The organism is Mycobacterium sp. NPDC003449 (assembly GCF_053588415.1).
This window is the reverse complement of record NZ_JBSFPX010000198.1, coordinates 1-13,250: the sequence shown is the minus strand read 5'-3', so window position 1 is coordinate 13,250 and position 13,250 is coordinate 1. Positions and strand designations below refer to the sequence as shown.

Sequence of the window (13,250 nt, the reverse complement as noted above, 5' to 3'; positions counted from 1 at the left end):
GGCGCAATCCCTCCTTGAACTCGAACAGCCCACGCAGCACTCCCCCTTCGCGGGCCAGCCGGTCGACCTCCCTGGTGTACTCGGCGAACACGTCCTGGCGCCCGGTCCGAGTCGAATGTTGCAGCAGAAACACCACTTCCGGGGTGAACAGATGCAACTCGCCTTCGCGCCGGAACGCGTACTCGCCGCCCACCTCGAGCCGACGATGCACCCGTTCGGTGGGATTCTCGGGGTAGGCACGCCGGTGCCGCAGCTTGACCTCCTCGGCCAGCACATCCAGGCCGACCCCGCCGAGTTGGCTGGTGGTTCCGGCGAAGTACTCCCCGACGACGTCGCGGTCGAGGCCGATCGCCTCGAAGACCTGGGCGCCGGTGTAGGACGCGACGGTGGAGATGCCCATCTTGCTCATCACCTTCACCACGCCCTTGCCCAACGCCTTCACGTAATTGCGCACGGCGGCGGCGGGTTCGATGCCGGTCAGTTCGCCTTCCCGGATCAGATCCTCGATGGACTCGAAGGCCAGGTACGGGTTGACCGCGGCCGCCCCGAATCCGATCAGCATGGCGATGTGGTGCACCTCGCGGGCGTCGCCGCTCTCCGCCACGAGCGCCACCGTGGTGCGTTGTTTGGTGCGCACCAGGTGGTGGTGCACGGCCGACACCGCCAGCAACGAGGGAATCGGGGCCAGGGTGTGATCGGAGTCGCGGTCGGAGATCACCAGGGTCCGAGCGCCTTTGGCGATAGCGTCGCAGGCCCGCAACCGAAGCTCCTCGAGGGCTTCAGCCAGGCCATCCCCGCCCCGTTCAACATCGTAGAGCGCACGCAGCACCGTGGTGCGAAGGCCGGGATGCTCACCATCGTCGTTGATGTGGACGATCTTTCCGAGCTCGTCGTTGTCGAGCACCGGCCACCGCAGCACGATCTGGCGGCAGGACGCGGCACCGGGCTCCAGCAGGTTCTGCTCGGGGCCCATGACCCGCGCCATCGAGGTCACCACCTCTTCCCGGATGGCGTCCAGCGGCGGATTGGTCACCTGAGCGAACAGTTCGACGAAATAGTCGTAGAGCAGACGCGACCGCGACGAGAGCACGGCGGCGGGGGTGTCGGTGCCCATCGACCCCAACGGCTCGCCGCCGGAGGCCGCCATCGGCGTCAGCAGGATCCGCAGTTCCTCCTCGGTATAGCCGAAGGCGATCTGGCGGCGCACCACCGAATCGTGGTTGGGCTGGATCCTGGCGCGGTCGGGCAGCGTGGTGAGATCGAGCAGCCCGGCGTGCAGCCACTCGGTGTAGGGCTCGGCCGCCGACAGCTGCTGCTTGATCTCATCGTCGGAGACGATGCGGCCCGCCGCGGTGTCGACCAGGAACATCTTGCCGGGCTGCAGCCGCCCCTTGGCCACGATCTCGGCCGAGGGCACGTCGAGCACCCCGCTTTCGCTGGCCAGGATGATCCGATCGTCCACGGTGCGCCACCAGCGGCCGGGCCGCAGGCCGTTGCGGTCCAGCACCGCCCCGACCACCGACCCGTCGGTGAAGGTGACGCATGCCGGGCCGTCCCACGGTTCCATCAGCGAGGCGTGGAACTGCCAGAACGCGCGCTCCTCCGGTGCCATCGCGGTGTTGTTCTCCCAGGCCTCCGGGACCATCATCAGGACCGCATGGGCCAGGCTGCGGCCGCCGAGGTGCAGCAGCTCGAGCACCTCGTCGAAGGACGCCGAATCCGAAGCGCCCGGCGTACAGACCGGTGACAGCCGGCTCAGCTCGCCCGGAATCCGCGTGCTCGCGAGCATGGCTTCGCGGGCGTGCATGCGGTTACGGTTGCCCCGCACGGTGTTGATCTCACCGTTGTGGGCGACGAACCGGAACGGGTGGGCCAACGGCCAGGACGGGAAGGTGTTGGTCGAGAACCGGCTGTGCACGATCGCGATGGCGCTCCGGCAGCGCTCATCCCGAAGATCCGGGAAGTATTGGGGCAGCTGCATTGTCGTCAACATGCCCTTATAGACCATGGTGCGGCTGGACAGCGACGGGAAATACACGTCGGACTGCTCGGCACGTTTGCGCAACGGGTAGACCCGCCGGTCGAGGTCGAGACCGCCTGCCCGGCGGCCCGCGGCCTCGGGTGCGGCGACGAACAGTTGCGCCATATAGGGCATACAGCCCAATGCGGTTACGCCGATTCCGGCGCCGTCCGGGTCGACCGGCAGCGCCCGCCAGCCCAGCACTTCGAGGCCCTCCTCGGCCGCGATGGCCTCGACCCGCTCACGCGCCGCGAGCCGGGCGGCCGGGTCCTGCGGCAGGAAGCAGGTGCCCGCGGCGAAGGTTTCGGCGCCGTCGGCGCCGGGCCCGGGCAGGTCGAAGTCGACCACCTCGCGCAGCAGGTCGACCGGCAGTTGCAGCAGGATTCCGGCCCCATCACCGCTGTTGGGTTCGGCTCCGGCCGCGCCGCGGTGCTCGAGATGTTCCAGCGCGACCAATCCGTCGGCCACGATGCCGTGGGAGCGGCGGCCCTGGATATCGGCGATCATGGCGACGCCGCAGGAATCGGCTTCGTTGGCGGGGTCGTAGAGCCCCTGCGCGGCTGGCAATGCCGAGAAAAGCACTGGATCGCACCTCCACAGTCCGGAACATCCTGGTCCCGGGACTGCACCGGCCCGAATGACCAGTGTATCAGCGCAGGTCGGCGCCTACCCGCCGATCATCGTCGGGACCAGCGGGAACCCGGGCAGGTTGCGCACCACGGTCCAGCCGAGGACGGCGACGACGATCGTCACCACCGCGGGCAACGGAAACGGGGGCCGGCCCGCGCGCCACCGCCCCAGCACCCACAGCGCCAGCAAAGGAAGTCCGATCAGCGCGAACGCATTGTCGGTCACCGCGGCACCGATATCCCCGTGCAGCAGGTCGTGCGTCATCCGCAGCCCGCCGCAGGCCGGGCAGTCCCAGCCGGTGGCCGCCTTGAACAGGCACGGCGGGAACAGGAAGCCGGGGCGGTGCGGATCGGACAACCCGATGTAAGCCAGACCGCCGACGAACGCCGCGCCGGTGCCGATCGCGGTGAGGCGTGCCGTTCTGCCGCCGAGTGCGGCGTCAGGTGCCATCGCGCAGCGGTAGCCCGTTCGGGTCTCGAACCTTGTCGGTGAGGATGAGGATGGCATCGACGATGCCCCAGATGACCGCACCGATACCGCAGGTGACCAGGCCGATGGCCAGCTGGATCAGGCCCAGCCCGGTCTGCCCCAAATAGATCCGGCCGAAGCCGACGAATCCGAGCAGCCCGACGAGTTGGAGAAGGCCCGCGACCACCTTGGACTTTTCGGAGAAAGGCTCACCGGTCGTCGGGTGACGACCATACGGCGCCGAGGGGTCGAAATACGCCGGTGGGTATCCCGGTGGCGGCGGGTATCCGCCGGGCGGCGGGTAACCCGCGGGTGGCGGATACGGCGGCTGCGCCCCGCCCGCCGTGCTGTCGCCGAACTGTGCTGGATCGGTCATCACTCCAGCATGCCAGAGCGGTGTGACTTACCGGTTGCGACGCAACAGCCGGCGGATGCGACCGGGCCGTGGCTCTTCGCGCGTCGCGGGGATGCGGTAGGGCAGCGCCCTGGTCGTGCGCTCACCCTCGGGCTCCGGTTTCGGCTCGGCTTGCGGCTCGACATCGGATTTCGGCTCGGCACCGCCCGCATCGGTTTCGACGTCCGAATCCGCTTCGGCCCCATCGGAGTCGAGCGATTCCGGCTCGTCGGCCTCCGACTCGTCGGCGGCCTCGGCATCATCGTCGGGACTTTGGGCACTTTCTGCGTCGACATCGTCGGTCGACTCCTCATCGGCCAGTTCCTCGGAGCCAGTGGTGTCCGCAGCCTCGGCATGGGCCAGCGTCTCGGGCTCATCCGCCTCGGCCTCGTCGGTGACCTCTGCCTCCCCCACCGACTCGGCGTCCGCTGCCGAGCCGGCTTCCACCTCATCGGCGTCAAGCGACTCCGGCTCGTCACTCACCTCAGCCGCATCGGCTTCCGAGTCGACGTCATCCTCGTCCGGTTCGTCGGTGTCGGCGGACTCCGCCGTATCCGCAACAGCCCCGTCGGCGACCTCGGCCTGGTCCTCAGGACTTTGGGCACTTTCGGCGTCGACATCGACATCGTCGGTCGACTCCGCGGAGTCGGCGGTCTCCACCGCATCGGCCGCCGCCGCCGAGTCGGCCTCTGCCTCATCGGCTTGCGAGTCGACGTCGTCCTCGTCCGGCTCGTCGGTGTCGGCGGACTCCGCCGTATCCGCAACAGCCTCGTCGGAATCGGCGGGAGCTTCGGGTGCCGTCTCCTCGGGCCTCTCGACCTCGGCCTCGCCCTCAGGACTCTCGGCACTTTCGGCGTCGAACTCGGTATCGTCGGTCGACTCCGCGTCGGCCTGCGTCTCGGGCTCATCCGCCTCGGGCTCATCCGTGACCTCTGCCGCCCCCACCAACTCGGCGTCCGCTGCCGAGCCTGCCTCGACCTCATCAGCGTCAAGCGACTCCGCCTCGTCGGCGAGCTCCGCCTCAGTCTCCGAGTCGACGTCGTCCTCGTCCGGCTCGTCGGTGTCGGCGGACTCCGTCGTATCCGCAACAGCCTCGTCGGCGACCTCAGCCTCGCCCTCAGGACTCTTCGCACTTTCGGCGTCGACATCGGTATCGTCGGCCGGCGCCTCGGGCTCGGCGTCCCCGTCCGCGTCGGTTTCGTCAGTGACCTCGGGTTCGGCGTCCTCGGCAGCTAGCGGCTCGGCCTCGGATTCCTCGCCCGATTCCGTTTCATCAGTGTCGGTGTCCTCGTCGGTGTCCTCGAGTTCGACCGCAGCCGATTCGACGTCATCGGCGTCTTCCTCGACGTCGTCGTCGTCCTCTTCGCCCGCGCTCTCCTCGGCCTCGGATGGCTTGATCGCCTTCAACTCCACCGCGGCCGCGGCATCGGCGCTCTCGTCGGGACCGACGACCTCGTCGGCGTGCATATGGTCGGCGTCCTCGGTGTCGTCTCGTCCGGCGGCCACCGCCGCGGCTACCACACCGCTCGTCGAGGCGGCCGTGACGAGTTCCTTGCCCATTTCGTCGACCGGCTCGGAATCCTCGGTCTCCGCCCGTTTACCGGCCAGTGAGGCCGGATCTTCGCGACCTTTGGGTGCCAGCATGATGTAGACGACGGCGCCGATGAACACGAACGTCGACGTGAAGGTATTGACCCGGATACCGGCGAACTCGGTGGCGAAGTCGCTGCGAAGCAGCTCGACGCAGAACCGTCCCACGCAGTAGGCGGCGACATACATCGCGAACAGCCGGCCGTGGCCCAGGTTGAATTTGCGGTCCGCCCAGATCAGCAGGGCGAAAACCAGGAGGTTCCACAACAGCTCGTACAGGAACGTGGGGTGAACCACCTCGAGCACCCGGCCGGTCGAGACCCCGTTGAGGACATCCTTCTGGCCTGCGGCGTTGAGGCGTTCGTAGATCTCCAGGCCCCAGGGCAGCGTGGTCGGCCGGCCGAACAGCTCCTGGTTGAAGTAGTTGCCCAGGCGGCCGATCGCCTGCGCCAGGATGATGCCCGGTGCGATCGCATCGCCGAAGGCGGGCAACGGAATTCCGCGCAGGCGGCAGGCGATCCAGGCGCCGACCGCGCCCAGCGCGACGGCGCCCCAGATACCGAGGCCGCCTTCCCACACCTGGAACGCCGCGGCCAGACCCTTGCCCGCGGGACCGAAATAGGTCTCCCAGTCCGTCATGACGTGGTAGAGCCGGCCACCGACCAGACCGAAAGGCACGGCCCACAGAGCGATGTCGTAGATGACCCCCGGCTCACCGCCCCTGGCCTGCCACCGGCGATCACCGATGATCAGGGCGGCGACGATACCGACGATGATGCACAGTGCGTACGCACGGATCGGCACCGGGCCCAGATGCCACACCCCTTGCGACGGGCTGGGCAGGTATGCGAGCACGGTTGTGGTCAAGCTGAAATCCTTCGACGAACGCCGGTGGCCAGTTCCTCGGTGAGGGTACGCACCGAGTCCAGCCCGTCCTGTAGTGCCGTGACCAAAGCGGATCCGACGATGACGCCGTCGGAGTAGGCGCCGATCTCGGCGGCCTGCGCGCCCGACCGGACACCGAGCCCGACGCCCACCGGAATGTCGGACAGCTCACGCACCCGACCGACCAGTTCGGATGCGGCCGACGAGACGGCGTCACGCGCGCCGGTCACCCCCATGGTGGACACGACGTAGACGAATCCGCGCGAGGCCTGCACCGTGGCGGCCAGGCGCTCGGGTGTGGACGACGGCGCGACCAGGAAGATGCGGTCGAGCTGGTGGGCGTCGGAGGCCGCCATCCACTCGTCGGCCTCTTCCGGAATCAGGTCGGGGGTGATCAGACCGTAGCCGCCGGCGGAGGCCAGATCCCGCGAAAACGTGTCAACCCCTTTGCGCAGCACCGGGTTCCAGTACGTCATCACCACCGCGCGGCCGCCTGCGTTGCTGATCGCCTCCACCGCGGCCAGGGTGTCGCGCACCCGCACCCCACCGGCGAGGGCCTTTGCGGTCGCATCGGCGATCGTCGGGCCGTCCATTCCGGGGTCGGAGTAGGGCACACCGACCTCCACCAGATCGCACCCCGACTCGACGAGCGCGGTCATCGCCGAGATCGAGGTCGGCACATCGGGAAAACCCGTTGGCAGATAACCGATCAACGCTGCGCGACCCTCGGCGCGGCAGGTGTCGAACAACTCGGCAAGCCGACTCATCGCCCATCCCCCTCGTCGAGCAACCCGAACCATTCGGCGGCGGTCTCGACGTCCTTGTCGCCTCGGCCCGACAGGTTGACCACGATGATCGACCCCGGTCCCAGCTCCTGCCCCAGCTTGAGCGCACCGGCCAGCGCGTGGGCGGACTCGATCGCCGGGATGATGCCCTCGGCGCGGCACAGCAACGAGAAGGCGTCCATCGCCTCGGTATCCGTGACCGGCCGGTACTCGGCCCGCCCCTGCTCCCTGAGGTACGCGTGCTCGGGCCCGACACCCGGGTAGTCGAGGCCGGCCGAGATCGAGTGGGATTCGATGGTCTGGCCGTCGTCGTCCTGCAGCAGATAGGAGAACGAACCCTGGAAGGCACCCGGTGATCCACCGGTGAACGTCGCGGCGTGCCGACCGGTTTCGACACCGTCGCCGGCCGCCTCGAAGCCGACCAGTCGCACGGCCGGGTCGTCGATGAAGGCGTGGAAGATCCCGATGGCGTTGGAGCCGCCGCCGACGCAGGCGGTGACCGCATCGGGCAACCGGCCGGCCTGGTCCTGGATCTGGGCCCGCGCCTCCAATCCGATCACGCGCTGGAAGTCGCGCACCATGACGGGGAACGGGTGGGGCCCGGCCGCGGTGCCGAAGCAGTAGTAGGTCTCCTCGGCATTGGTGACCCAGTCCCGGAACGCCTCGTTGATCGCATCCTTGAGCGTCTTCGATCCCGCCTGCACCGAGACCACCGTCGCGCCCAGCAGGCGCATCCTGGCGACGTTGAGCGCCTGGCGCGCGGTGTCGACGGCGCCCATATAGATGACGCACTCCAAGCCGAGCAGTGCGCAGGCCGTGGCCGTGGCCACCCCGTGCTGCCCCGCCCCGGTCTCGGCGATCACCCGGTTCTTGCCCATCTGCCGGGCCAGCAGCGCCTGCCCCAGCACATTGTTGATCTTGTGAGATCCGGTGTGGTTCAAGTCTTCCCGTTTGAGAAAGATCCGTGCCCCGCCGGCGTGCTCGGACAACCGGCTCGCCTCGTACAGCGGCGACGGCCGCCCGCTGTAGTGCCGTTGCAGCCGATCCAGCTCGTCGAGGAAGGCCTGATCGCCTCTGGCCTTCTCATAGGCGGCGGTGACCTCCTCGATCACCGCCATCAGGGCTTCCGGTACCAGCCTGCCGCCGTAGGAGCCGAAATGCCCCCGGGCGTCGGGATCGTGGACTGTGGGTTCGGCTACCGCCGCGCTGGAGCGCGGCAGGTCGGGGCCGGCGAGATCCGCCATCAGTTTTTCTCTTCGGACGAGCGGCTCATTGCCGAATCAGCGAGCCGGTTTCGGGCAGGATGGATGCGTACCCGCGGTGACCAGATCGGCGACCGCGCCGCGGGGATCACCGCTGGTGACGAGGCCCTCGCCGACGAGTACGGCGTCGGCCCCCGCGCCGGCGTAGGCCAGCAGATCGGCGGTGCCGCGGACACCGGACTCCGCGATGCGGATGACGTTGCTGGGCAGACCGGGAGCGATCCGGCCGAAGCAGTCTCGGTCGACTTCGAGCGTCTTGAGGTCGCGCGCGTTCACGCCGATGACGGTGGCCCCGGCCCGCAGCGCACGGTCGGCCTCCTCCTCGGTGTGAACCTCGACCAGAGCGGTCATTCCGAGGGATTCGGTGCGCTCCAGCAGCGACTCCAGCACCGACTGTTCGAGTGCCGCGACGATCAGCAGCAGCATGTCCGCACCGTGCGCCCTGGCCTCGTGAATCTGGTAGGGCTTGACGACGAAGTCCTTGCGCAGCACCGGAATTGACACCGCAGCCCGCACCGCGTCGAGATCGTCGAGCGATCCGTTGAACCGGCGCTGCTCGGTGAGGACGCTGATCACCCGCGCCCCGCCGGATTCGTAGGCCTGCGCCAGGTCCGCCGGGTCGGCGATGTTGGCCAGCGCACCACGGGACGGACTCGCCCGCTTGACCTCGGCGATCACCCCGATCCCCGGCTCCCGCAAGGCGGCCATCACGTTCAACGGCGGTGCCGTGTCCTTGGCCCGCGCCTTGATGTCGGCAAGGCTGATGACGGCCTCGCGAGCGGCAACGTCGGCGCGGACTCCGTCGATAACGGAGTCGAGCACTGTGGCCGAACTCATCGCCCGTCGATTCCTTTCCGGTGTACCCGGGTCGATCCCGGTTGACCTCCCTCGAAGGGTAGCCGTCGCCACACTTTCACCTGTCACCGACCCTTGTTGTCTTGATCGGTTCGGTCCCCGGTCGGATCACGGCCTTCGTCCAACGCATCCCAGATCATTCGCTCGGACATCGCTTCACCGGTGTCCTGCTGTTGTGTGGCGGCTCGACGTGCTGCTGGAGCGGCATAGCGCGACGCCGCACCGCGCCCGGGACCGTTTGCCGACCGCATCAGCAGCACCGCGCCGCACAGCGTGCAGACCGCGGCGACGAGCGTCACCACCGCACCGCCGTAGGAGCGCTGCGTCCCGGTCAGCTCGGCCACCGGCACCAACGCCAGGTCAGCGGCCCGGACCGCGACATCCTTGACCACCCACAGACTGATCGCGAGGTACCCCATCCCGGCGCTGGCCGCCGCCACCAGCAGGGCCAGCAGCCGCAGCGCCCAGCCCCGGACCGCCAATGCCGCCACCGCGGCGGCCAGCACCAGCAGGGCCAGCGGGATCAGCGCGGTCGACCAGGACGAGCCGACCAGCGTGGCCTCCTTCGGCTGCCCGAGCCCATCGAACGAGCCGACCCGCACCCACGTCATCCGCGAGGCGACCCACAACCCGGCCGCCGCGACGACCAGCAGTAGCTGCGCGATGCGCATCATGGTTCGGCCAGGGTGTCGGCGGCCGCGATCGCGTTGAGCACCGCGCGCGCCTTATTGGACGCCTCGGTGTACTCGTACGGCCCGTTGGAGTCGGCCACGACTCCCCCGCCGGCCTGCACATAGGCCGTGCCGGCGCGCATCAGTGCGGTCCGGATCGCGATCGCGAAGTCGGCGTTGCCTGCGAAGTCCAGATAGCCGAGCACGCCGCCGTAGAGGCCGCGGCGGGTCTTCTCGACCTCCTCGATCAGCTCCATGGCCCGCACCTTGGGCGCACCCGACAAGGTGCCCGCCGGGAAGCATGCCGTCACCGCGTCCAGTGCGGTCTTACCGTCGGCGAGTTCACCGGTCACCGTCGACACCAGATGCATGACGTGGCTGTAGCGCTCGATGTGGCTGTAGTCCTCGACCCGCACGGTGCCCGGCCGGCATACCCGGCCCAGGTCGTTGCGGCCCAGGTCGACCAACATCAGATGCTCGGCGCGTTCCTTGTCGTCGGCCAGCAGCTCCTTTTCGAGCAGCACGTCCTCCTCCTCGGTCGTCCCGCGCCACCGGGTCCCGGCGATCGGATGCGTGGTCGCCCGGCCATCCTTGACCGTGACCAACGCTTCCGGGCTCGACCCGACGACCGAGAAGTCCAGTCCGCCTTCGGAATCGGGCACATTCAGCAGATACATGTAAGGGCTGGGATTGGACACCCGCAGCATCCGGTAGACATCAAGAGGGTCCGCGGCGGTGGACATCTCAAAGCGCTGCGACGGGACCACCTGGAACGCCTCACCGGCCTCGATATCGCCGACCAGCCGGTCGACGATCGCGGTGTACTCCTCGACCGTGCGCTGGGCCCGCGGCGTCGGCTGCGGCCGGCTGAAGGTGGCCACCGCGGACGACAACGGCTGGCCGAGCGCATCGGTCATCACATCCAGCCGCGCGACGGCATCGTCGTAGGCCCAGTCGACGCGTTCGTCGGTGCCGTTCCAGTTGACCGCGTTGGCGATCAAGGTGATCGTGCCCTCATGGTGGTCGACGGCGGCGATGTCGGTGGCCAGCAGCAGCACCATATCCGGCAGCCCCAGGTCGTCGACGGCGAGTTCGGGCAGCCGCTCCAACCGCCGCACCATGTCATAGGCGAAGAACCCGACCAGCCCCGACGACAACGGCGGCAGGCCGATCACTGCCTCGGTCTTGAGCAGGTCCAGCGTCGCCCGCAACGCCTGCAGCGGATCACCGCCGCTGGGTGCGCCCTGCGGCGCCGTCCCGAGCCACACCGCCTGGTCATCGCGCACCGTCAGCGCCGACGGCGCTCCCGCACCGATGAACGACCACCGCGACCAGGAGCGCCCGTTCTCGGCGGATTCCAGCAGGAAGGTTCCCGGACGATTGGCGGCCAGCTTGCGGTAGGCCGACAGTGGCGTCTCACTGTCGGCGAGCACCTTGCGGGTGACCGGCACGACCCGGTGCCCGGCGGCCAACGCCCGGAAGTCTTCGCGCGAGGTCGTGAGCGCGAGCGAGGAACCAGCGGCGGATTCGGCGGTGGGTTGCACGGTTCAATCCTCCCAGACCGGACCCGGCGGCCCGGCATCCAGACGGCGTAGCGTGTGCTGCCATGACACCGATCAGGACGGGTGACACCGCCGCGGAGTTCGAATTGCCGGATCAGACGGGCCAGATCCGCAGCCTGAGCGGTCTGCTCGCCGACGGCCCCGTGGTGCTGTTCTTCTACCCGGCGGCGATGACGCCGGGCTGCACCAAGGAGGCCTGCCACTTCCGGGACCTGGCCGCCGAATTCGCCGCCGCCGGTGCATCCCGGGTCGGGATCAGCACCGACCCGGTGGACAAGCAGGCCAAATTCGCCGACATCCAGCGGTTCGACTACCCGCTGCTGTCCGACGCCGACGGCACCGTGGCCACCCGGTTCGGGGTCAAGCGCGGGCTGCTCGGCAAGCTCATGCCGGTCAAGCGCACCACGTTCGTCATCGACACCGACCGCCGGATCCTCGACGTGATCGCCAGTGAGATCAGCATGGACAGCCACGCCGACCGGGCCCTGGAGGTCCTCAAGGCGCGTTGACGGCGCCGGCCCACGGGTCGACGGGGACGACCCGCACGCTGCGCCCCTGCTCGTCGACGATCCGTCCGTGCACCTTGACCTGCTGCAGGACCACCCTGCGGTCGGTCACCGTCACGGCGGGGTGGTCCCGTCCGATCGTGCCGAGAATCCCGTCGAGGTGTTCCAGCGAGTGCAGGCTGACGACCAGTGCCAGGTTGGCCGGTCCCGCCACCCGCGAACAGTGCCGTGTCTCCGGGAGCGAACCGAGCGCCCGGCCCACCGTCGGCACATCGTCGTCCGGAACGCTCAGCCACAGGAAAGCCATTGCACCCCAACCCGTCAGCGGGCGGGCGACATCGCACCGGAAGGTGATGTCACCGCTGCGACGCAGCCGATCCAGCCTGCGCCGGACCGCTTGGGGCGAAGTCCCCAACTCGGTCGCGAGGTCGGTGTAGGCACGGCGCCCGTCGTGGCCGAGGGCGAGGAACAGCGCCCTGTCCCCCGGCCCGAGCGGGCGCATCTGCGCCGGCGACCGCGGCAACGATTCGCGGACCAGTTGGGACTGCGCGCGATTCATCACGCCGAGGCGCCACACCACGCCGCCGAACAACCCGCCGTAGACGTAGGAGTGCACCGTTGTCACGTCATCGGGAATCGGCAGTGAGTGCACGAGTACCTCGGCGATGGCGGGCAGGGACGGCGCCAGCACCAGGGCGAAGATCTGGTAGCGCCCGGTGGTGATCCCCACCGTACTTATGTGCGGTTGCTCGGCGAGGGCGAGCGCGACCCGGTGCGCCGTGCCCGGCCGGCACGACATCTCCAGCACCGCTCCGCTCATCCGCCGGTGCCCCAGCGCCACCGTGACCCAGGCTGAGCCGGTGTCGACCAGCCGTTGCCAGCGCCGCGCGACGGTGATCGGCGTCAGGCCCAGCGCGCCCGCGAGGTCTGACCAGCTGGCCCGCGGGCTCACCTGCAGCGCGTCGACGAGCGCCAGGTCCGTTTCGTCGAGCAGGTCAGCCGACCACACGCGGAAACCTCATCATGTCGTGATCAGACAATGACAATCATCTGAACGTGATTTTCCTGCAAAATTCCGGGTTGTAACGACGGTCTCCTGCACCGTACTGGGTGCGCGGCAATGCCGCACCCGTACCAGGAACACGAGGAGATCCATGGTCGCCAACACCGAGAGCGCCGCACCGCCCAATGCGGCGCCGGCGTCGGTCTACCGCTCGATCGCCTGGCGCCTGCTGCCGTTGCTGGTGATCTGTTACCTGTTCGCCTACATCGACCGGGTGAACATCGGCTTCGCGAAGCTGCAGATGGCCGGCGACATCGGCATCAGTGAATCGGTCTACGGGCTCGCGGCCGGGATCTTCTTCCTCGGCTATGTCATCTTCGAGGTTCCGAGCAACCTGCTGCTGAGACGCATCGGGACCAGGAAGACGATCTTCCGCATCATGCTGCTCTGGGGTCTCACCTCGGCGGCGATGTTGTTCGTGCGGGATGCCACCAGCTTCTACATCCTGCGGTTCCTGCTCGGGGTGTTCGAAGCCGGCTTCGCTCCGGGCATCATCTTCTACCTCACCTTGTGGTTCCCGAAGGCACGGATGGGTGCCGCGATGTCGGTGCTGATGATC

At 68.6% G+C, this 13,250-nt stretch carries 12 protein-coding genes; 2 read left to right on the top strand and 10 right to left on the bottom strand.

All coding sequences use genetic code 11. From position 1 onward, the window contains the following. The 9 genes from ACWDTP_RS32460 to ACWDTP_RS32420 form a co-directional block, all read right to left on the bottom strand. Nucleotides 1-2,602: glutamate synthase central domain-containing protein (locus ACWDTP_RS32460; protein ID WP_450027324.1), on the bottom strand; the 2,602-nt coding region annotated here is incomplete at its 3' end. Nucleotides 2,603-2,686: 84 nt separating this feature from the next. Further along, complete coding sequence (locus tag ACWDTP_RS32455) at nt 2,687-3,100, bottom strand: DUF2752 domain-containing protein (RefSeq protein ID WP_450027323.1); 414 nt, start codon at nt 3,098-3,100, stop codon at nt 2,687-2,689. Beyond that, nucleotides 3,090-3,494: an NINE protein gene (locus ACWDTP_RS32450; protein WP_450027322.1), complete on the bottom strand. Its 405-nt coding sequence runs from the start codon at nt 3,492-3,494 to the stop codon at nt 3,090-3,092. Before ACWDTP_RS32450 ends, ACWDTP_RS32455 begins: the two co-directional genes overlap by 11 nt. A gap of 27 nt (nt 3,495-3,521) precedes the next feature. Further along, the gene (gene lgt / locus ACWDTP_RS32445; RefSeq protein ID WP_450027321.1) at nt 3,522-5,969 is read right to left on the bottom strand and encodes a prolipoprotein diacylglyceryl transferase; all 2,448 of its coding nucleotides are present in this window, start codon (nt 5,967-5,969) and stop codon (nt 3,522-3,524) included. After that, nucleotides 5,966-6,754 (bottom strand): tryptophan synthase subunit alpha, encoded by a 789-nt coding sequence (gene trpA / locus ACWDTP_RS32440; protein ID WP_450027320.1) that lies wholly within the window; start codon nt 6,752-6,754, stop codon nt 5,966-5,968. Before trpA ends, lgt begins: the two co-directional genes overlap by 4 nt. Then, on the bottom strand, nt 6,751-8,016 hold the full coding sequence (gene trpB / locus ACWDTP_RS32435) for a tryptophan synthase subunit beta (RefSeq protein WP_450027319.1): 1,266 nt from the start codon (nt 8,014-8,016) through the stop codon (nt 6,751-6,753). Before trpB ends, trpA begins: the two co-directional genes overlap by 4 nt. A 36-nt stretch (nt 8,017-8,052) precedes the next feature. Then, on the bottom strand, nt 8,053-8,871 hold the full coding sequence (gene trpC / locus ACWDTP_RS32430) for an indole-3-glycerol phosphate synthase TrpC (RefSeq protein ID WP_450027318.1): 819 nt from the start codon (nt 8,869-8,871) through the stop codon (nt 8,053-8,055). A gap of 83 nt (nt 8,872-8,954) precedes the next feature. After that, complete coding sequence (locus ACWDTP_RS32425) at nt 8,955-9,563, bottom strand: TIGR02234 family membrane protein (protein WP_450027317.1); 609 nt, start codon at nt 9,561-9,563, stop codon at nt 8,955-8,957. Next, nucleotides 9,560-11,104: an anthranilate synthase component I gene (locus tag ACWDTP_RS32420; protein ID WP_450027316.1), complete on the bottom strand. Its 1,545-nt coding sequence runs from the start codon at nt 11,102-11,104 to the stop codon at nt 9,560-9,562. Before ACWDTP_RS32420 ends, ACWDTP_RS32425 begins: the two co-directional genes overlap by 4 nt. Before the next feature lie 71 nt (nt 11,105-11,175). On the opposite strand from ACWDTP_RS32420, the gene ACWDTP_RS32415 reads away from it, so the two are divergent. Beyond that, complete coding sequence (locus tag ACWDTP_RS32415) at nt 11,176-11,631, top strand: peroxiredoxin (protein WP_450027325.1); 456 nt, start codon at nt 11,176-11,178, stop codon at nt 11,629-11,631. Here the strand turns inward: ACWDTP_RS32415 and ACWDTP_RS32410 are convergent. Further along, entirely contained in the window at nt 11,618-12,637 is a 1,020-nt protein-coding gene (locus ACWDTP_RS32410; RefSeq protein WP_450027315.1) for an Lrp/AsnC family transcriptional regulator, read from the bottom strand. The genes ACWDTP_RS32415 and ACWDTP_RS32410 overlap by 14 nt on opposite strands. Before the next feature lie 145 nt (nt 12,638-12,782). On the opposite strand from ACWDTP_RS32410, the gene ACWDTP_RS32405 reads away from it, so the two are divergent. After that, the coding region (locus tag ACWDTP_RS32405) for an MFS transporter (RefSeq protein ID WP_450027314.1) at nt 12,783-13,250 on the top strand (468 nt) is incomplete at its 3' end.